The 19,071-nt window shown below is 72.2% G+C and carries 14 protein-coding genes; 2 read left to right on the top strand and 12 right to left on the bottom strand.

All coding sequences use genetic code 11. From position 1 onward, the window contains the following. Positions 1–318 precede the first annotated feature (318 nt). Entirely contained in the window at positions 319–1,326 is a 1,008-nt protein-coding gene (locus ACIQOU_RS22625) for a stage II sporulation protein M (RefSeq protein WP_401538588.1), read from the bottom strand. A gap of 129 nt (positions 1,327–1,455) precedes the next feature. On the opposite strand from ACIQOU_RS22625, the gene ACIQOU_RS22620 reads away from it, so the two are divergent. Then, complete coding sequence (locus tag ACIQOU_RS22620) at positions 1,456–2,424, top strand: RDD family protein (protein ID WP_401538587.1); 969 nt, start codon at positions 1,456–1,458, stop codon at positions 2,422–2,424. Positions 2,425–2,453: 29 nt separating this feature from the next. Here ACIQOU_RS22620 and ACIQOU_RS22615 read toward each other — a convergent pair whose 3' ends face one another. The 9 genes from ACIQOU_RS22615 to ACIQOU_RS22575 form a co-directional block, all read right to left on the bottom strand. After that, positions 2,454–3,068, bottom strand: a complete 615-nt coding sequence (locus ACIQOU_RS22615) for a hypothetical protein (protein ID WP_401538586.1) — start codon at positions 3,066–3,068, stop codon at positions 2,454–2,456. A gap of 137 nt (positions 3,069–3,205) precedes the next feature. Beyond that, a complete protein-coding gene (ahcY, locus tag ACIQOU_RS22610; RefSeq protein WP_401538585.1) occupies positions 3,206–4,663 on the bottom strand; it encodes an adenosylhomocysteinase in 1,458 nt (485 codons plus the stop codon). 288 nt (positions 4,664–4,951) lie between these two features. Continuing rightward, a complete protein-coding gene (locus ACIQOU_RS22605) occupies positions 4,952–5,932 on the bottom strand; it encodes a cation diffusion facilitator family transporter (protein ID WP_401538584.1) in 981 nt (326 codons plus the stop codon). A gap of 151 nt (positions 5,933–6,083) precedes the next feature. Next, positions 6,084–7,235, bottom strand: a complete 1,152-nt coding sequence (manA, locus tag ACIQOU_RS22600) for a mannose-6-phosphate isomerase, class I (RefSeq protein ID WP_401538583.1) — start codon at positions 7,233–7,235, stop codon at positions 6,084–6,086. An 86-nt stretch (positions 7,236–7,321) separates the two neighbouring features. Next, positions 7,322–8,464, bottom strand: a complete 1,143-nt coding sequence (locus ACIQOU_RS22595; RefSeq protein ID WP_401538582.1) for an SIS domain-containing protein — start codon at positions 8,462–8,464, stop codon at positions 7,322–7,324. Between the two features lie 76 nt (positions 8,465–8,540). Continuing rightward, positions 8,541–8,711, bottom strand: coding sequence for a Trm112 family protein (locus tag ACIQOU_RS22590; RefSeq protein WP_401538581.1), 171 nt, complete (start codon positions 8,709–8,711; stop codon positions 8,541–8,543). Between the two features lie 476 nt (positions 8,712–9,187). After that, positions 9,188–10,552 (bottom strand): phosphomannomutase/phosphoglucomutase, encoded by a 1,365-nt coding sequence (locus ACIQOU_RS22585; protein WP_401538580.1) that lies wholly within the window; start codon positions 10,550–10,552, stop codon positions 9,188–9,190. 140 nt (positions 10,553–10,692) lie between these two features. After that, positions 10,693–12,309, bottom strand: coding sequence for an L-lactate permease (locus ACIQOU_RS22580; RefSeq protein ID WP_401538579.1), 1,617 nt, complete (start codon positions 12,307–12,309; stop codon positions 10,693–10,695). A 284-nt stretch (positions 12,310–12,593) separates the two neighbouring features. Beyond that, positions 12,594–13,013 (bottom strand): DUF3499 domain-containing protein, encoded by a 420-nt coding sequence (locus tag ACIQOU_RS22575; RefSeq protein WP_127179674.1) that lies wholly within the window; start codon positions 13,011–13,013, stop codon positions 12,594–12,596. A gap of 293 nt (positions 13,014–13,306) precedes the next feature. Between ACIQOU_RS22575 and ACIQOU_RS22570 the strand changes: the two genes are divergently transcribed. Continuing rightward, positions 13,307–13,747, top strand: coding sequence for a metallopeptidase family protein (locus ACIQOU_RS22570; RefSeq protein WP_401538609.1), 441 nt, complete (start codon positions 13,307–13,309; stop codon positions 13,745–13,747). Between the two features lie 10 nt (positions 13,748–13,757). Here the strand turns inward: ACIQOU_RS22570 and ACIQOU_RS22565 are convergent, their stop codons facing one another. Both ACIQOU_RS22565 and ACIQOU_RS22560 read right to left on the bottom strand, forming a co-directional pair. Next, positions 13,758–15,260, bottom strand: a complete 1,503-nt coding sequence (locus ACIQOU_RS22565; protein ID WP_401538578.1) for a DUF5719 family protein — start codon at positions 15,258–15,260, stop codon at positions 13,758–13,760. Continuing rightward, positions 15,257–18,913, bottom strand: coding sequence for a glycosyltransferase (locus ACIQOU_RS22560; RefSeq protein WP_401538577.1), 3,657 nt, complete (start codon positions 18,911–18,913; stop codon positions 15,257–15,259). Before ACIQOU_RS22560 ends, ACIQOU_RS22565 begins: the two co-directional genes overlap by 4 nt. Positions 18,914–19,071 lie beyond the last annotated feature (158 nt).

Below are 19,071 nucleotides of genomic sequence, written 5' to 3'. Positions count from 1 at the left end.
TCTATCAGATCTTTCCGATCCGATTTCCTCGGTGCTTTCCAGGTTCTTCGCTTTCGCGCTTTCCCTTTCCGGCGGTTCCGACTTTATCAGAAGTTTCGCGCCGGTCTGACCGGCAACTCATTTTCCGATTCATCGGGAGTGCTTCTACAGCATCGAAGTTCATCGACGTTTTCGAGAAGCGAGTTAGATACTAACCTCTGCCGACCGGGGCGAACCCAGTTCTAGGCAACTGTTCGAATCTACCGCCCCGGTCGTTCCGTGTCAACGGCTTTCTTGGGGCGAGGAAGAGACTAACAGCTCCACGGGGGTGCTTGCACATCAGGCGGCCGTGGGCACCGAGGCGCTCCGTTCGGCGGCCTCGACGTCGCCCGTCGCACCCGCGCGGACCGCTCGTCCGCCCAACACGAAGACGTAGGCGAGGAAGGCCAGCTCGGCTGCGACGCCGATGCCGATGCGGGCCCAGGTGGGCAGGCCTGACGGAGTGACGAAGCCTTCGATCGCCCCGGAGACGAAGAGGACCAGGGCGAGGCCGATGGCCATGCCCACGGCCGCTCGGCCCTCTTCGGCTAGCGCTGTGCGTCGGCTGCGTGGGCCCGGGTCGATGAGGGTCCAGCCGAGGCGCAGTCCGGTACCGGCGGCGACGAAGACCGCGGTCAGTTCGAGGAGGCCGTGCGGGAGCACCAGGCCCAGGAAGGTGTCGAGGCGGCCGGCGGAGGACATCAGGCCGAAGCCGACACCGAGGTTGAGCATGTTCTGGAAGAGAATCCAGAGGACGGGGAGGCCCAGGAAGATCCCGAAGATCAGGCACTGGGCGGCGGCCCAGGCGTTGTTCGTCCAGACCTGGGCGGCGAAGGAGGCCGCGGGGTGGCTGGAGTAGTACGTCTCGTACTGGCCACCAGGACGCGTGAGTTCGCGCAGTTCGCCGGGGGCCGCGATGCCGGCCTGGACCTCGGGGTGGGTGCCGATCCACCAGCCCAGGAGCGCCCCGACCACCGTCGACAGGAGTGCGGTGGGGACCCACCAGCGGCGCGAGCGGTAGACCGCGGCGGGGAAGCCCACCGTGAGGAACCGGGTCACGTCCCGCCAGGAAGCACGCCGGGTTCCCGTCACCGCACTACGCGCGCGTGCCACGAGTTGGCTGAGCCGTCCCGTCAACTGTGGGTCGGGGGCGCTGGACTGGATCAGGGAGAGGTGCGTGGCCGTGCGCTGGTACAGCGCGACGAGTTCGTCGGCCTCGGCTCCGGTGAGGCGACGTCGGCGTCCTAGAAGGGTTTCCAGACGGTCCCACTCGGCCCGGTGAGCGGTGACGAAAACGTCGAGGTCCATCGGTCTGCCTGCTCCTCGGCTGTTCGTCGGCGGCTCGTCGCTGATGTCAGCTTGTCGTACTGGCGCACAATGTGCGCTCAGCTTGGCAGACTGACCGTCCGCAAGGCAGCCCAGGGGAAGGACGATGTGGTGAGTGAGCTGGTGACGGGCGAGGCGGTGGTGCTTGAGCTGCGCCCCGCGAAGCTGCCCAGCAGGGCGCTCGCGGTGTCGCTCGACCTGATCGTGGCCCTGGTCGCGTACATCGGCCTGAGCATCGGGCTGTTCGCCGCGACGGCTTCGTTGGACGAGGCCGCGCGGACCGCGGTGGCGATGGCCGGGTTCGTGCTGATCCTGGTGGGTGCGCCGATCGCGGTCGAGACGCTCACGCACGGGCGGTCGCTCGGCAAGATGGCGTGCGGGCTGCGTGTGGTGCGGGACGACGGTGGTCCGATCCGGTTCCGGCACGCGCTGGTCCGGGGCGGGATCGGCGTCGTCGAGATCCTGATGACGTTCGGGGTCGTCGCCTGTATCGCGTCTCTTGTCTCGGCTCGTGGGCGGCGGCTCGGTGATGTGTTCGCGGGGACTCTCGTCGTGCGGGAACGGGTGCCGGTCTCGCGGGCCGGTTCTCTGCCGTCGCCTCCGCCGTGGCTGGCCGGGCGGTTCACGGACCTCGACCTGTCGGCCGTTCCCGATGGGTTGTGGCTGGCCGTCCGTCAGTACCTGACGCGGATGGGGCAGTTGGACCCGCAGGTCGGCTGGGGCATGGCTGAGCGGCTGGCTGCGGACCTGGCGGCGCGTACGGGGGCGCCGGTCCCGCCCGGTGTCCCGTCGGCCGCGTATCTGGCGGCCGTGGTGCACGAGCGACAGACCCGAGAGGCACGGCGGGCCTTCGCGAACGGCGCTGCGGTGGCGGGCGGTTCGGGCGGTGCCGTTCCCTCGTATCCCGTCGCTCCGCCTGCGCCTGCGGGGTCCGGGACGGGTGCCGGGGTTTCGGCCTACGACCCTCGATCGGCCGCTGCTCAGACTTCGGGTGCTGAGCCCGCCGGTCCGGATGGTGCCGCTTCTCCCGCTGGTCACGCCAGTCCCGCCAAGCCCACCGGGTTCGTGCCGCCCGCGTAAGTCGGTCTGGTCGGCTGTCTGTCGCTTGGTCACGTGAAGGTCGACGGGGGTGTCTCCAGGTCCTCCAGCTCGATTCCCGGTGCCGAGAGCACGACGTCCCCGGCGAGGTGCACGGTGTGCTGTTCGCCGGTGTCCAGGGCTGTGACCTGGTATTCGTCCACGGTCAGGGGGCCGTTGTCAGTGGCGTGTGCTTCGCTGTTCACCAAGGCCCAGGACTGGTCCACGGTGCGGGGGGCGAGGACCGGGTCCGTGAGGGCGACGAGGCGGACGCGGGTGGCGGCGGCGGAGGGGGTGAGGCGCAGGAGGCGGGCGGTGGCGATGAGGAACGCCGGGGAGGTGCCGGTGAAGGCGTGGGCGCGCACATTGCCTTCGGTGGCGTGAGTTCCGGTGGGGTCTGTGCGGACCCAGGTGACGCCGTCGAGGGCGGCGCCGCGGATCTGCCAGGCGGCGGCGTGGAGTTCGAGGCGGAGGGGTCGGCCGAGTTCGTCGAGGGTGAGGTCGACGGAGCCGTGGTGGTCGCCTGTGGGGGTGGTCAGTTGGGAGACGTAGCGCCAGCCGGAGGGGCCGGGGGCGCAGTGGAAGTGTTCTTCTGCGAGGGGGGTGTGATCGTGCGGATCGTGGAGCGAATAACGGCCGCGGGGCATGGGGGTCCTGGGTCTTGACGGGCTGATGCGGGCGCGCCCGGCAAAGGGGCAGGCCCCCGGCACGGGGGTGCGGGGGCCTGCCTCGGAGGACGTGCCGGTGCCGGTCGCGGGGTGCGCGGTCGGCGGGGCCGGGTCGGTCAGTAGCGGTAGTGGTCCGGCTTGTACGGGCCGTCGATCTCGACGCCGATGTACGAGGCCTGCTCGGGGCGCAGCTCGGTGAGCTTCACGCCGAGCGAGTCGAGGTGCAGGCGGGCGACCTTCTCGTCGAGGTGCTTGGGCAGCACGTAGACGTCGGTCGGGTACTCGTCGGGCTTGGTGAACAGCTCGATCTGGGCCAGGGTCTGGTCCGCGAACGAGTTGGACATCACGAACGACGGGTGGCCGGTGGCGTTGCCCAGGTTCAGCAGGCGGCCCTCGGACAGCAGGATGAGGACCTTGCCGTCGGCGAAGGTCCAGGTGTGGACCTGCGGCTTGACCTCGTCCTTGACGATGCCCGGGATCTTGGCGAGGCCGGCCATGTCGATCTCGTTGTCGAAGTGGCCGATGTTGCCGACGATCGCCTGGTGCTTCATCTTGGCCATGTCCGAGGCCATGATGATGTCCTTGTTGCCCGTCGTGGTGACGAAGATGTCGGCCTTGTCGACGACCTCGTCGAGGGTCGTGACCTGGTAGCCGTCCATCGCCGCCTGCAAGGCGCAGATCGGGTCGATCTCGGTGATGATCACGCGGGCGCCCTGGCCGCGCAGGGACTCCGCGCAGCCCTTGCCCACGTCGCCGTAGCCGCAGACGACGGCGGTCTTGCCGCCGATGAGGACGTCGGTGGCGCGGTTGATGCCGTCGATCAGGGAGTGGCGGCAGCCGTACTTGTTGTCGAACTTCGACTTGGTGACGGCGTCGTTGACGTTGATCGCCGGGAAGAGGAGGGAGCCCTCGCGCTGCATCTCGTACAGGCGGTGGACGCCGGTCGTGGTCTCCTCGGTCACGCCGCGGATCTCCGACGCCAGCTGGGTCCACTTCTGGGAGCCGTCGGTGATCGTGCGGTTGAGGAGTTCGAGGATGACGCGGTGCTCGTCGGACTCGGCGGTGTCCGGCGAGGGGACCTTGCCGTCCTTCTCGTACTCGACGCCCTTGTGGACGAGGAGGGTGGCGTCGCCACCGTCGTCCAGGATCATGTTCGGGCCGCCGGTCGGGGTGTTCGGCCAGGTCAGCGCCTGCTCGGTGCACCACCAGTACTCGTCGAGCGTCTCGCCCTTCCAGGCGAAGACGGGGACGCCCTGGGGGTTGTCCGGGGTGCCGTTCGGGCCGACGGCGATCGCGGCGGCGGCGTGGTCCTGGGTGGAGAAGATGTTGCAGGACGCCCAGCGGACCTGCGCGCCGAGCGCGACCAGGGTCTCGATGAGGACGGCGGTCTGCACGGTCATGTGCAGGGAACCGGTGACGCGGGCGCCGGCCAGGGGCTGCGCCTCGGCGTACTCCTTGCGGATCGACATCAGGCCGGGCATCTCGTGCTCGGCGAGGGTGATCTCCTTGCGGCCGAAGACGGCCAGGGAGAGGTCGGCGACCTTGAAGTCCTGTCGGTTGTCGACAGTCGTCATGGGGAGCTGCTCCTCGGGGTTGGGGCGAGGTGGGTACGGCTGGTCTGCGCGACGGCGGACACCGGGTGTCCGGAAGAGGACACAGGCATGCCACGTGCGCGCAGCGCAGTCCGTCGGAGGCCCTCTCTCCCTCGGCCGGTCCGTGGGGACCGCCCGACCGCCATCAGCAGCGACGTCTGGCTCTGCTCCAAGCTACACCGGGCGGGGTAGCGGCCCCCAGTGCGCATCGGAATCCGCTACCCCTATCCGGTCGGGGGAGGCAGCGGGGAGGGGGAGTGCGCGGAGGGGTCAGTGGTCGGTGGGGTGTTGGGCCGGGCCGCCGGGGGTGGCCTCCCGGTCGGCGCCCTTGGCGGCCTCGGCCTCGCTGTAGATGTCCGGTTCGAGGTAGATGACGCGGGCGATCGGGACGGCGTCGCGGATGCGGGCCTCGGCGGCGTTGATGGCGGCGGCGACCTCGGCGGCGGTGTCGTCGTGCTGGACGGCGATCTTGGCGGCGACCAGGAGTTCCTCGGGGCCGAGGTGGAGGGTGCGCATGTGGATGAGGCCGGTGACGGTGTCGCCGTCGACGACGGCGGCCTCGATCTTCTTGACGTCGTCGATGCCGGCGGCCTCGCCCAGGAGCAGGGACTTGGTCTCGGCGGCGAGGACGAGGGCGATCATCACGAGGAGGACACCGATGAGGACGGTGCCGATGCCGTCCCAGATGCCGTTGCCGGTGAGCAGGGCGAGGCCGACGCCGCCGAGGGCGAGGACCAGGCCGATGAGGGCGCCGAAGTCCTCCAGGAGGACGACGGGCAGTTCGGGGGCCTTGGCGCGGCGGATGAACTGGGACCAGGAGAGCTTGCCCCGCAGTTCGTTCGACTCCTTGATGGCCGTGCGGAAGGAGAAGCCCTCGGCCACGATCGCGAAGAAGAGGACGCCCACCGGCCAGTACCAGTGCTCGATGTCGTGCGGGTGGAGGATCTTCTCGTAGCCCTCGTAGATGGCGAACATGCCGCCGACGGTGAAGAGGACGATGGAGACGAGGAAGGCGTAGATGTAGCGCTCGCGGCCGTAGCCGAACGGGTGCTGCGGGGTCGCCTCGCGCTGGGCCTTCTTGCCGCCGATCAGGAGCAGGAACTGGTTGCCGGAGTCGGCCAGTGAGTGGACGCCCTCGGCGAGCATGGACGACGAGCCGCTGAAGGCGAACGCCACGAACTTCGATACCGCGATCGCGAGGTTGGCGCCGAGTGCCGCCACGATCGCCTTGGTGCCGCCTGACGCGCTCATGTGTCCGCGTTGTCCCTTCACTTTCGTACGCCCGTCGGCCAGGTCTTCTGCCCGCGCTGGGGTTTTGCCCGGCCTTTGCCGGTGGGCCATTCTTGCAGTCCCGCCGGGCCGTGGTGCGTCGGGTGTCCACAGGCCCGGTGCGACAAACCGATCAGACGACGACGGTGGCCCGGAAGATCGTCCCCGTGCCGGACACCTCGGCCTTCTCCCCCGCCGGGACGAACACCGAGCGGCCGGGCGTCAGTTCGTCCTCGCCGGCCAGGACCGTGCCCTGGGTGCAGAGCAGGATCTGCGGGGTGGCCCGGGTGAGGTCGCGGACGGGGCCGTTCTCGGGGAGGACGTAGCGGGAGAGCCGGAACTCGTCGATCGGCGTCTCGTAGACCTCCTCGCCGTCCGGTGCGGCCTCGGGGCGCAGGACGCCCGCGTCGGCGGCCTCGAAGCGGACGATGCGCAGGAGTTCGGGGACGTCGACGTGCTTGGGGGTGAGGCCGCAGCGCAGGACGTTGTCGGAGTTGGCCATGATCTCGACGCCGAGACCGTTCAGGTACGCGTGCGGGATGCCCGCGCCGAGGAAGAGGGCCTCGCCGGGCTGGAGCCGGACGTGGTTGAGGAGCAGCGCGGCGATGACGCCGGGGTCGCCCGGGTAGTGCTGGGCGATGTCGGCGTAGGGGGCGTAGGCGCCGCCGAGGTGGGCGCAGGCGAGGGCGGTCTCGGTGACCGTGTGGCGCATCGCCTCGGGGTCGGCGGTGAGGATCGCGGTGAGGACCTCGCGCAGCGCCGCGTCCTCGGGGTGGGCGCGCAGCAGGTCGACGTAGGGCTTGAGGGAGTCGACGCCGAGGCCTGCCAGGAGGTCGGCGGACTCGGCCGGGTCGCGGAAGCCGCACAGGCCGTCGAACTCGGTGAGCGCGCAGATGAGTTCGGGCTTGTGGTTGGCGTCCTTGTAGTTGCGGTGCGGGGCGTCGACGGGGATGCCGCGGCGCTCCTCGTCGTCGTAGCCCTCCTGCGCCTGGGCGAGGTCGGGGTGGACCTGGAGGGAGAGCGGGGCGCCGGCGGCGAGGAGCTTGAGCAGGAAGGGCAGGCGGGGGCCGAACTTGGCGACGGCGGCCGGGCCGAGTTCGTGCTCCGGGTCGGCGTCGATCACCTCGACGAGGGTGCCGCGCGCGGTGCGTGAGGGGGCGCCGGGGTGGGCGCCGAGCCACATCTCCGCCTGTGGTTCACCGCTCGGTTCGACGCCGAGGAGGTGCGGGATGGCGGTGGTGGAACCCCAGGCGTAGGGGCGGACGGTGTTGTCGAGGCGGTCCATGGTGGTTCTCTCTGCCGTTCTCGGTGCGGGGTGCTGCGGGGACGCGCTGGGCCGTTGCCACGGCGGTCAGGGCGTCGGCGTCAAGATCAGGCCCCGGAGACGAGCGCCAGGTAAACGGCGGCGAAATCCGTGATGGCGATCAGTTCGGCGAGGGTCTCCAGTTCGCCGCCCGCTTCGGGTTCCAGTTCGCTGATCGGCGTGTCGTGGCTGAGGGCCAGGTCACGGGCGGCGGGGGCGGCGGTGAGGCCGCCGGTGGGGCGGTCGCGGAGCAGCACCACGCGTGCGTGCAGCGCGGGTGCCTCCTCCACGCGGTCGCGGAAGAAGTCGTCGGGGTCGGCTCCGGCGGCGAGTCGGCCGGCCAGCAGGGTGCTGTGGGCGACGAGCGCTTCGGGGAGTTCGGCGACGACGGCGGGGGTACCGGAGAGTTCGGCGAGGGAGGCGGCGAAACGGCGGCCTGCCGGGCCCGCGGAGACGCCCTCGGTCCAGACCACCGGCAGGGCTTCGGCGAGTTCGGAGGCGAGCGTCTTGGCGGGGTTGCTGTAGGTGGCGATGGCCGGGCCGCAGCGTTCGGCGACCTGGTCGAGGCGGTCGGCGACCTTCTCCAGGGCGTCCGGCGGGGCGCTGAGCACGCCGGTGCGGTCCAGGAGGGCGAGCAGCGGGGTGAGCAGCGCCCACAGGACGCCGGGGGCGGACGCGGCGACCTCGGTGCCGTTCGCGCCGTTCTCCTGGTCGTAGGGGGCCGTCGCCATCGGTACGAAGAGGCCGTGGGCGCCCGCGACGGACTCGCTGAGCGGGGTGCGGGCCGGGGCCACGGCGACGACCGTGCAGCCGCGCCGGTAGGCGGCGTCGGCGAGGAGGGACAGGCCGGGTTCGGAGCCGTCCGGGGTGGCGATCAGGAGCAGGTCGACGGAGCCGGCCCAGCCGGGCAGTTCCCAGCGCAGGGCGCCCGCTGCGGGGGCGACGCCGGTGGGGGCGAGGCGGGTGACGGGGCTGCCGGCGCCGGCGAGGGTGCCGAGGAGGTCGGCGACGCAGGTGGCGGCGGCGCCGGGGCCCGCGATCAGGACGGCGCGGGGGCGGCCTTCCGGTGTGAGGTCGGGGATGCCGGCCTCGACGGCGTTCCGTGCGGCGGTGCGGACCCGGGCGCCTGCTTCGGCGGCGCCGCGCAGCAGGGCGCGGCGGTCGGCGGCCGAGAGGGCGTCGGGGTTGTCGAGCAGCGATTCGTCGAGCATGAGCGGCAGCCTCCGGGCGCCGGGCGGGCGGGGCGGGTCGTGCGGGGCGAGGTACCTGGCGGGTGCCGTCGCGCCGTTATGCCGGGCGGCGGGCCTCGTCGACGAGGAGGACGGGGATGTCGTCGCGGACGGGGTAGGCGAGGCCGCAGTCCTGGCCGGTGCAGATCAGCTCGGTGTCCTCCTCCGTGAGGGGAGCGTGACACGCCGGGCAGGCGAGGATCTCCAGGAGGCCGGCTTCGAGCGGCATGGGGTTTCCCTTCGGAGCGGGGCGGATGTGCCTGGTCAGGGTACCGCCGTGGCAACGCCCGGTCCTGGCCGGCGGCGTCGACCCGTCCGGCGTCCCAAGGTCAGCGCCTGTTCAGGGCCGGTGGGGGGCGGCGGCACGTCCCCGGTACGGCACCCTGGCGGGCGGTGCGGCATCTGCGGGCCGCCCGCCCGGCCGTCGTTGCCGACACTCCGTTCGCATGGGTGTCGGCCTCTTCTTTGGAGGCCGTTTCACGATCCGCGCTTCGAACGGCGTTCCTGGCGTCCTCTTTTGATGCCGTTCACGGTCCGCCGCTCGGACGTCGTCGTCTTCTTTTGACGTCGATCAGGGCTCGTCGCTCGAACGTCGGTCCGGGCGCCCTTCATAGGGCTCGGTCCCGGTGCCCTCATCGAACGGCGTTCCCTGTTCGTCGCCCGAGCAGCTCGCGCCGGTCGCCGCCCGGGGTGGCGGGCTCGGGGTCAGCCTCGGATCAGGGCCAGTGCCTCGTCGCGGATCTTGGCCATCGTGGCCTCGTCCCGTGCCTCGGCGTTCAGGCGCAGCAGCGGTTCGGTGTTGGAGGGGCGGACGTTGAACCACCAGTCGGCGGCGGTGACGGTGAGGCCGTCGAGTTCGTCGAGGGTGATGCCGTCGGCGCCCTGGTAGGCGGCCTTGATCGCGGCGAGGCGGCCGGTCTGGTCGTCGACGGTGGAGTTGATCTCGCCGGAGCCGACGTAGCGGTCGTAGGCGGCGACGAGGCGCGAGAGCGGGCCGTCCTGACCGCCGAGGGCCGCGAGGACGTGCAGGGCGGCGAGCATGCCCGTGTCGGCGTTCCAGAAGTCCTTGAAGTAGTAGTGCGCGGAGTGCTCGCCGCCGAAGATCGCGCCCGCGCGGGCCATCTCGGCCTTGATGAAGGAGTGGCCGACGCGGGTGCGGACCGGGGTGCCGCCGTGCTCCTTCACCACCTCGGGGACCGACCAGGACGTGATCAGGTTGTGGATGATCACGCCATGGCCGCCGTTGCGGGCGAGTTCACGGGCGGCGACGAGGGCGGTGATCACGGACGGGGAGACGGGGTCGCCGTGTTCGTCGACGACGAAGCAGCGGTCCGCGTCGCCGTCGAACGCGAGGCCGAGGTCGGCGCCCTCCGCGCGGACGCGGGCCTGGAGGTCGACGATGTTGGCCGGGTCGAGGGGGTTGGCCTCGTGGTGGGGGAAGGTGCCGTCCAGCTCGAAGTACATCGGGACCACGGTCAGCGGGAGCCCCGCGAGGACCGTGGGGACCGTGTGGCCGCCCATGCCGTTGCCCGCGTCGACCACGACCTTCAGGGGGCGGATGGAGGTCAGGTCCACGAGCGAGCGGAGGTGGGCCGCGTAATCCTCCAACGTCTCGCGCCCGCTGAGGGTTCCCGGGGTCGCGGCGGGTTCGGGGGCGCCCGACTCGCTCCACTGCTCGGCGAGTTCGCGGATCTCGGTGAGGCCGGTGTCCTGGCCGACCGGGGTCGCGCCCGCGCGGCACATCTTGATGCCGTTGTACTGGGCCGGGTTGTGCGAGGCGGTGAACATGGCGCCGGGCAGGTCCAGCGCGCCGGAGGCGTAGTAGAGCTGGTCGGTGGAGCAGAGGCCGATCTCGGTCACGTCGACGCCGAGTGCGGCCGCCCCGCGCGCGAAGGCACGCGAAAGGCCGGGCGAGGAGGGGCGCATGTCGTGGCCGGTGACAATGGCGGCGGCGCCGGTCACCCGGGCGAAGGCGGCCCCGAACAGCTCGGCGAGCGGCTCGTCCCACTGGTCGGGGACGACTCCGCGCACGTCGTACGCCTTGACGATCTGCGTGAGATCAGCAGCCACGGCCAGCCTTCCTGAAGTCCTGTCGGTCGCCTCAAACTACCCGTCCCGGATGGCCGCGCGGTGTCCGGACGCCGGGTGTGCCCGCCGCCTCGCCCCAGGTCGGAGCAGTGATGAGGGGCAAGGTAAGAGGGCGACGGGAATCAGGGCAGCATCCAGTCCAGGACCGGTGAGCTCTGGCCGACCACGATCAGGCACATGATCAGCAGCAGGCCCAGGCTCCACGGCAGCACCTTGCGCAGCACATCGCCCTCGCGTCCGGCGAGGCCGACGGCGGCGCAGGCGATGGTGAGGTTCTGCGGGGAGATCATCTTGCCGAGGACACCGCCCGAACTGTTGGCGGCGGCCAGGAGCGCGGGCGACAGGCCGGACTCGCGGGCGGCGGTCACCTGGAGGGCTCCGAACAGCGCGTTGGCGGACGTGTCGGAGCCGGTGACGGCCACCCCGAACCAGCCGAGCACCGGTGACAGGAAGGCGAGTCCGGCGCCGGCCGCGGCCACGAAGGAGCCGATCGTCGCGGCCTGTCCGGAGAGGTTCATGACATAGGCGAGGGCGAGCACGGAGGTCACAGTGAGGATCGCGAACCTCAACTCGCGGACGGTGGCGAGCCATTCCGTGACCGCCACGCGTGCGTGCACGCGCAGCACGAGCGCCGTGCCCACGCCGGCGATCAGCACGAGGGTGCCGCCGGTCGACACGATCGGCCAGCTGAAGACGTTGCCGCCGACGGGTCGGCCGTCGGGGCCGGCGACGTCGAGGAAGGGCCAGTCGACGGTCCGGGTGGCCCGCGCGAGCCATTCCTTGAGGGCCGGGATCTGGGCGATCGAGAAGATCACCACGATGAGCGCGTACGGGGCGTAGGCGCGCAGGACTTCGGGGCGTGGGTCGGCCGCGTCGAGTTCCTCGCTGCGCGCACCGGTGAGCACGGACGCCCGGACCGCCTCGGCGGCCGGTACGCGTGCGTGCGCGACGGCGACCAGGGCTGCGGCGCCCGCCAAGGAGGCGACGATGTCGGCGAGTTGCACGGAGAGGTGGTTGGAGGCGGCGAACTGGGCCGCGCCGAAGGCGAGTCCGCACACCAGGGCGGGCATCCAGGTCTCGCGCAGTCCGCGCCGCCCGTCGACGAGGCCGACCAGGACCAGCGGCACCAGCACGGCGAGCAGCGGGGTCTGACGGCCCACCACGGAGGCCACGGTGTCCAACGGCACCCCGGTGACCTGGGCGAGCGTGACGACCGGGGTGCCCATGGCGCCGAAGGCGACCGGCGCGGTGTTGGCGACCAGGGCGACGACGGCCGCGCGGACCGGGTCGAAGCCGAGGGCGACGAGCATGACCGAGCAGATCGCGACCGGGGCGCCGAATCCGGCGAGGGCCTCCAGGAGGGCGCCGAAGCAGAAGGCGACGACGAGGGCCTGGATGCGCGGGTCGTCGGAGAGGCGCCCGAAGGAGCGGCGCAGGATGTCGAAGTGCCGGGTGCGGACGGTCATCCGGTACACCCACAGGGCGTTGACGACGATCCACAGGATGGGGAAGAGGCCGAAGGCGGCGCCCTGGGCGGCGCTGGAGAGGGTCTGGTCCAGGGGCATGCGGTAGGCGAGCCAGGCGACGAGAACGGCCGCGAGAAGGCCGCTGAGGCCCGCGAGATGGGCTTTCACCCGCAGACCGCCGAGCAGGACCAGGACGATCACCAGGGGCAGGGTGGCGACGAGGGCGGACAGGCCCAGCGAGTCGGCGACGGGTTCCAGGTGCTGGACGTACAAGGGCGCGCCTCCGGTCCGGTTCCGTGATGCGGAAAGCGGTTTCTCCATTCCGCTCAGGGAATCGTCGTGTCCGCGACAAGATTGCGTCAATGGGTGTGCGTCGGCGATCAACGAGCGTGCATCGCCCGGTCGTTGGGCGCACAGGGCCGAACAGCACGCGCACGCGTAAGGACGCATGCGCGAACGGCTGAGCACGCACGCGTGCGGGAGTTCAGGGGAACGTCGGACGGCGCACCGGGGGCGCCGGGAGGAAACCGTTCAGCAGGTGTCGGGCGCGACGGCCGTCAGTTGTCCGGGGAGCGCAGGACCCGCAGATGACCGCGGCGCGCGACCTCCATCGGGTCCGCCCCACGGGCCCCGCCGGCCTGCGCGCGGCGCTCCTGGGGGCGGGCCGCCTCGCGGACCGCGTTGGCCAGCGCCTCCAGGTCGTCACCGCTCGGGCGGGCCGGAGCCGAACTGTCGAGGAGCCGGACGACCTCCCAGCCACGCGGCGCGGTGAGGCGCTCGGAGTGCTCGGCGCACAGGTCGTAGCAGTGGGGTTCGGCGTAGGTCGCGAGGGGGCCGAGGACCGCGGTCGAGTCGGCGTAGACGTACGTCAGCGTCGCTACGGCGGGACGGCCGCAAGCGGTGCGCGAACAGCGACGTACAGGGCTCACGACGTTGGACGGTACCGCACTCTTGAACGGGCCGCGACGACTCTCCACCAGGTCACTCCACCGTGTCGTGTTGTGAAACGCCCCACACGTCCCTTTCGGCACACCTCGTTGACCTGCGCGGACGGTGACTGACACCCTGTCACGTGAACCCGGACTTGATCAACACTCGGTACAAACGCACCAATTGTCTCCTGATCGGCGGTCCGAGAGGGTGCGCATTCGAGCCCGACCTTGGCTGAAATGATCTCCTGGTGACAGCCCGTGGGCGGGGGCCGGGCGGTGGCTGTGATGCCGCGTCGGGCCGGGCGGCCGGGCCCGGCGGGGACTACGCTTCAGCGGTGATGGACAGCCCCGTACCGCCCCGTGCCGCAGGCCCAGGACCCCGCCGTCGTGACCGCCACGGGCGGGGCATGCGCGGGCCGATCGCGCCGCCCCAGGTGCCGCTCGCGGCGAGCCGCTCCGACGCGTTCGCGGACCTGGTGCAGGACTCGGTGGAGCGTCTGGAGCGGCGCTGGCCGCAGCTCGCCGACATCGACTTCCTGGTGCTGGAGGTGCCGCGCGTCGACGGCACGTGGGACGACGAGGCGGTGCCGTTGGGCGGCACGGTCGCCGCGCACGACAAGCAGCCCGCGCGCGTGGTCGTGTACCGGCGGCCCGTGGAGATCCGCACCAAGGGACGCGACGAACGGGCCGCCCTCGTCCACGAGATCGTCGTCGAGCAGGTCGCCGAACTCCTCGGGCTGACCCCGGAGACGGTCGACCCGCGCTACGGCGAGGACTGACCCGCCCTCGTCACTGCTGGAGCACCGACAGGTCCTGTTCGGCGTGCGGCACCGACACCATGCCCCGGTCGCCCGGGAGGGTCTGGATGGTGAAGCCCGGGACCCCCTCCTCCGTCGCCGCCAGGGTGCGGGCCGCGTAGACCGGGCCGCCGGAGACCGGCTCGACCGTCAGCGCGTATGTGCCCTTGCCGCCGTTCGGCACGGGCGCGGCGACGTTCTGGGTGGTGCCGCCCTTGATCGTGAACGTCTTGGACACCGCCGTGCCGCCGTCGCTGCCGGCCGACGCGGTCACCTTGACCTCGGCGGTCTTGCCGGGCGCGGTGATCGACAGGGTGGAGCCCTTCGAGGTGTTGTCGGCGACCGTCGCGCGCGTGCCGACCGGGGCGGTGGCCGGGATGAACGCCGTCTCCTGGTCGGAGCCCTTGCCGCGCACGACTCTCAGCGCGGCGACCACCGGCACGGACTGGTCGCTCGGTGTCAGCACCAGGGAACCGGCCTCGCCGCGCGTGACGTCACCGAGGTCGAGCGCGGACGTCATGCCCGCCTTGACGTGCAGCGTCTCGCTGCCGGCGGGCGTGATCAGCCCGGACGGCGAGGCGAGCCGCACATTGAGGTCGGCGTCCGTCCCGCCCGGCGTGAAGGCGATCAGCCGGACCGCGGTGGCGTCCTTGGGGATGCCCGGCAGCACCAGGCTGCCCGCCGGTTCGGTGGAGGCGGCCAGCCAGTCGCCGCCGATCTTGTCGTCCAGTGCCTGCACGGACGCGCCGACGCGCCCGCTGCGGACGTTCACCCGGACCGTGAGATCGGGCTGCTTCTCGTCGGTGAGCGTGGACAGCAGGATCGGCTCGCTGGCGTGCGCCGGGACGGTGATGTCCTCGCCGACCGTCGACGGGATCGCGCCGTCCTTGCCGTACAGCTCGATGTCCACGACGGCGGCGGAGTCGTCGGGGTTGGTGAGGTGGACGTAGTCGGTGCGGTCGGCGTCCGTGCTGGCGCCCGGGAACCAGAACTCGGTGTCCGGAGCGGTGCAGTTGACGCCCTGGAGGCCGCGTCCTGCGCCCGCGGCGACCTCGGTGGTCTCCTGCACCGTCCAGCCCGGCGCGAACCTGCCGTCGGCGGTGCCCACCAGCGCGGGCGCGTCGCTGCCCGAGGTGTCGCCGGTGACGGGGGTGCCGGGTTCCTTGGGCGTGAGGACGGGCTTCTCGGTCTTCTTCTTGGCGCCCTTGTCGCTGCCGCTCTTGCCGTCCGCCGACTGCTCGGTGGCGGCGGACAGTTCGGCCGTGCCCGTGCTCCGGGTGCCCTTCGTGACGGGCGTGTACGACGTGTACGCCGTGTCGGCGATGTCCGAGGTGCTGGGCGCCGGGCAGAGCAGGCTGGTGCGTTCCACCGGCAGCACGGCGGCGGCCTGGGCGGTGTCCTTCCCGGCGGCGGCCGGTTCGGACATCGAGGCGAAGCCGGTGACCGCGGCGAGCGCCGCCATGCCGGCGAGCAGGGACAGGGTGGTGCGGTTCACTGCTGACTCCCGTCGGGGCGCTCAGGGGCGTTCGGGTGGGGGTGCTGCGCCGGGTCGTAGTGGGGGTCGTAGCCCTGCTGCTGGTACGACGGGTCGTACGGCTGCTGCTGCCCGTACGTGCCCTGGGTGGCGTCGTAGGCGTACGGGTCGTACTGGCCGCCCTGGTAGGGGTCCGCCTGGTACGTCTGGTCGTAGCCGCCCGCCGGGTACTGCGGGGCGTTCGGGTACTGCTGGTCGCCGTAGCCGTACTCGGCGCCCGCGTACTGGTTCTGGTTCTGGTCCCACTCGTCGTAGGACTGCTGCTGCGGGATCGGCGCCGGGGGCTCCTGCGCGGGAGGAGACGGGAACTCCTCGGGGACGCCCGCCTCGGCCGGTTCGGCCTCCTCCGCCTGGGCGCGCAGCCGACGGGCACGACGGCCCTCGCCGGCCTCGGCCTGGGCCGGGACGACCTCCTCCTCCGGAAGGTCGTCGTCGACGACGCGCCGGCGCCCGGGCAGGGCGAGGATGACCAGGGTGACGGCGAGCAGACCCTGCGCGCACAGCCACGCGGTGTGCGTGAGCGGGGTGTCGTAGGTGACGTCCAACCGGCCGCCGGAGGCGGGCAGTCGGAAGCCCTGCGCCCAGCCGTCGACCGTGGTCGCGGTGAGCGGCTTGCCGTCCAGGGTGGCGCTCCAGCCCTCGGCGGCGGTGTCGGCGAGGCGCAGCACCCGGCCGTCGGCCCCGGCCGGGATCTTCGTGTGGATGTCGACGGGCCCGGCGGCGACGGTCACCGCGGCCGCCTTGCCCGAGGTGATGGTGGCGCGGGCCACCTCCTGATTGACCTGCCAGAGGGCGCTGCCGCCCTGCTGGCTGAGCCGGGACAGGCCGGGCGTGGCGTCCAGCACGCGCGTGACCTCGTGCGGGGCGCCCTTGTGGACGAGGACGTAGCGGACGGCGAACTTGCCGAGCTGCGCGGACTGGTCGGCGCCGGAACCGGCGACCAGGTTGGCGACGACCTTGCTGAGGACGCCGTTGGTGCCGTCGGTGGCGGCCATGTCGGCGTCGCCGAGGCGGGCGCCGGAGCCGCGGACCAGGGTGTAGGCCACGCGCGCGGTGGAGTCGCTGTCGAGCACCAGGGTGCGGGCCTGGTCGCTGGTGCCGCTCTCCTCGGCGACGAACGCGGGCACCTGGACGGGGTCGCGGCGTTCGACGGGGCCGTCGGCGCCGCGGATCATCCAGCCGGCGGCGATGAGCAGCGGGCCCGCGGCGGCCGCGAAGGCGATCAGCGCGGCCACCGGCTGGCGCCAGCCGAAGCTCTGCTCTGCGACCCGCGCGCGGGCCCCGTCGGCGCCCAGGACGGCGGCGGCCAGCAGGGCGAGGCCGTAGACGAGGGTGGCGGGTCCGGCCCAGGTCGAGCCGTTGGACAGCACCGCGAAGACCAGGCCCACCAGGGCGACCAGCCAGGACGCCCAGATCCCGAACTGCCGCTCGGAGCGCAGCAGGGCGGCCAGCGCGGCCAGGACGATGCCGATGAGCATCAGCCCGCTGACCGTGCCGGGGCCGCCGGGGCTCGCGCCGAGCAGGTCGAGGGCGGAGGCGGCCGAGGGCCCGTAGTCCAGGCCCGCTTCCTTGAAGAAGCCGAACGGCAGCAGGGTCAGCGACCAGGGCGCCAGGACCAGCAGGGGGGTGCCGAACTGGGCCAGGAAGCGCGGGCTGTAGGCGGTGAGTTCGGTGCGGCGTACGGCCAGGACGGCGACGCCGAGCACCAGGGCGAGGGGCCACACGATCGGCGTGAACGCCGTGGTGACGGTCAGCAGCAGGGCGTACGCCCAGGTGGCGCGCCAGCTGCCGCGTGCGCCGGAGGCGTGGGTGAGGCCGCTGGCGGCGACGCCCGCGCGGGCCATCAGCGGCAGCAGCACGGCCAGCACGGCGGTGCCGAGCCTGCCGCCCGCCAGGGCGCCGGTCGCGGCCGGGAGGAAGGCGTAGCCGACGGCCGCCCACGCGCGCAGGAGCCGTGACTCGACGAGCGGGCGGGAGGCGAAGTACGCGCTGAGGCCCGCCAACGGCACCGAGCAGACCAGCAGGACGGTGAGCGCGAGGCCGGTCGAGCCGAGCAGCAGGGACGCGAGGGTCGCGACGATCGCGAGGTAGGGCGGCGCCGCGGGGATGCCGCCTGCGCCCACCGGGTGCCAGGCGTCGAGGTAGTGCGACCACAGCTCGGAGGCGTCGGCCGGGGCGGGCAGCAGGGCGCCGCCCGCGAGCGCGCCGGAGCCGAGCAGGGCGCGGCAGGCGGCCAGCGAGACCAGCAGCAGCACCAGGAAGAGCATCGGGCCGGGCTTGCGCGCGATGCGCTTGACGCGGGCGAACTGCTCGATCTCCAGGAAGTCCGCGTCGTCGCCGCCGGGGCCCGACTCGATGCCGCCGCCGTGGCGCCCCGCACCGGAGGTGATCTCGGGGTCGGAGGTGTCGGCCAGACTGCCCGCGGCCTGTTCGATGGTGGCGCGGATGGTCGCGCCGGGCGGCGGGAAGAGCGCGCGCAGCTCTTCCTTGTCGATCTGCGGGGTGCCCCGGCCGCGCCGTCCGGCGATGATCCGCTCGGGGCGCAGCAGGGTGCCGAGGAGGCCGCGGATCTCGTCGAGGGCCTGGCCCGGGACCTTGCCGACGACGTAGGCGACGGTGCGCAGGACGGTGCCGAGGACGAGGCGCAGCAGCACCCAGGGGAGTACGGCGGTACGGGTGTTGACGAGGAGGGTGTAGGCGGCGCCCGCCTTGTCGACCTTGTGCGGCGATGCGGCGGTGCGGCCCACGCAGTCGACGGCGCGGCGTTCGCGGGAGGCGGCCTCGGCGTGCCGGACGACCGCCTCGGGGGCGATGAGGACGCGGTGGCCTGCCGTGTGGGCGCGCCAGCACAGGTCGACGTCGTCGCGCATGAGCGGGAGGCGGCGGTCGAATCCGCCGAGCTGCTCGAAGACGTCGCGGCGGATCAGCATGCCGGCGGTGGACACGGACAGCACGGTGCGGACGTGGTCGTGCTGGCCCTGATCCTGCTCACGGCGGTCGAGGCCGGTCCAGCGGCGGCCGGAGTGGGCGATGGAGACGCCGACCTCCAGGAGCTGCCTGCGGTCGTACCAGCCGCGGAGCTTGGGGCCGACGACCGCCACGTCGTCGCGGCCCAGCTCCAGTTCGTTGTCGACGACGCGCAGCAGCTGGGCGAGCGCGTCCGGTTCGGGGGCGCAGTCGTCGTGCAGCAGCCACAGCCACTGGATCGGTTCGCCGTGCGGCAGGTCGGGCAGGTCGTAGGCGTCGTCGCGCCACGTGCGCGTGACGGGGTCCCAGCCGCTGGGGCGTTTCAGGTACGGCAGTTCGTCCGGGGTGAGGAGCGGCGCGGTGCGGCTGGCCTCCTCGACGGCCTGGCCGAAGCCGGTGCGCCGGGCGAGGTGCAGGACGTGGTCGGCGCCGAGGGCCTCGGTGACGAGCTGGGCGGAGGCGTCCGCGCTGCCGGTGTCGGCGGCGACGGCGAACTGGACCGGGCGTTCCTGGCCGAGCAGCCCGGCGAGCGCGTCGGGCAGCCAGCGGGCGCCGTCGTGGGCGACGAGTACCGCCGTCACCACATGGCGCGGGAACTCAGGAGTGGCAGCGTCGTGTTGGGCTGCCGTATGGCTGTGCACGGACATCGAGGTACGGGCCCCGGTTCGATGGACTGCGGTGGACTCCCGCGCCCGCTGAGGGCGGCGAGTCTCGGACGAGCGCCCACACTATCGGCTGGGCATGACGGCGGCCCGCCGCCTGTGGATAACTCACTGGTGACGGGCCGTTGCCGTGCTGTCCGTGC

Source organism: Streptomyces sp. NPDC091279, assembly GCF_044757465.1.
Taxonomy (GTDB): Bacteria; Actinomycetota; Actinomycetes; order Streptomycetales; family Streptomycetaceae; genus Streptomyces.
The sequence above is the reverse complement of the archived record's forward strand: the minus strand, read 5'-3'. Positions and strand labels throughout refer to the sequence as shown.

Excerpts from the sequence above, each read along its gene's own strand:
- ACIQOU_RS22625 (WP_401538588.1), bottom strand. The coding sequence starts at position 1,326 with ATGGACCTCGACGTTTTCGTCACCGCTCACCGGGCCGAGTGGGACCGT.
- ACIQOU_RS22615 (WP_401538586.1), bottom strand. The coding sequence starts at position 3,068 with ATGCCCCGCGGCCGTTATTCGCTCCACGATCCGCACGATCACACCCCC.
- ahcY (WP_401538585.1), bottom strand. The coding sequence starts at position 4,663 with ATGACGACTGTCGACAACCGACAGGACTTCAAGGTCGCCGACCTCTCC.
- ACIQOU_RS22605 (WP_401538584.1), bottom strand. The coding sequence starts at position 5,932 with ATGAGCGCGTCAGGCGGCACCAAGGCGATCGTGGCGGCACTCGGCGCC.
- manA (WP_401538583.1), bottom strand. The coding sequence starts at position 7,235 with ATGGACCGCCTCGACAACACCGTCCGCCCCTACGCCTGGGGTTCCACC.
- ACIQOU_RS22595 (WP_401538582.1), bottom strand. The coding sequence starts at position 8,464 with ATGCTCGACGAATCGCTGCTCGACAACCCCGACGCCCTCTCGGCCGCC.
- ACIQOU_RS22590 (WP_401538581.1), bottom strand. The coding sequence starts at position 8,711 with ATGCCGCTCGAAGCCGGCCTCCTGGAGATCCTCGCCTGCCCGGCGTGT.
- ACIQOU_RS22570 (WP_401538609.1), top strand. The coding sequence starts at position 13,307 with ATGGACAGCCCCGTACCGCCCCGTGCCGCAGGCCCAGGACCCCGCCGT.
- ACIQOU_RS22560 (WP_401538577.1), bottom strand. The coding sequence starts at position 18,913 with ATGTCCGTGCACAGCCATACGGCAGCCCAACACGACGCTGCCACTCCT.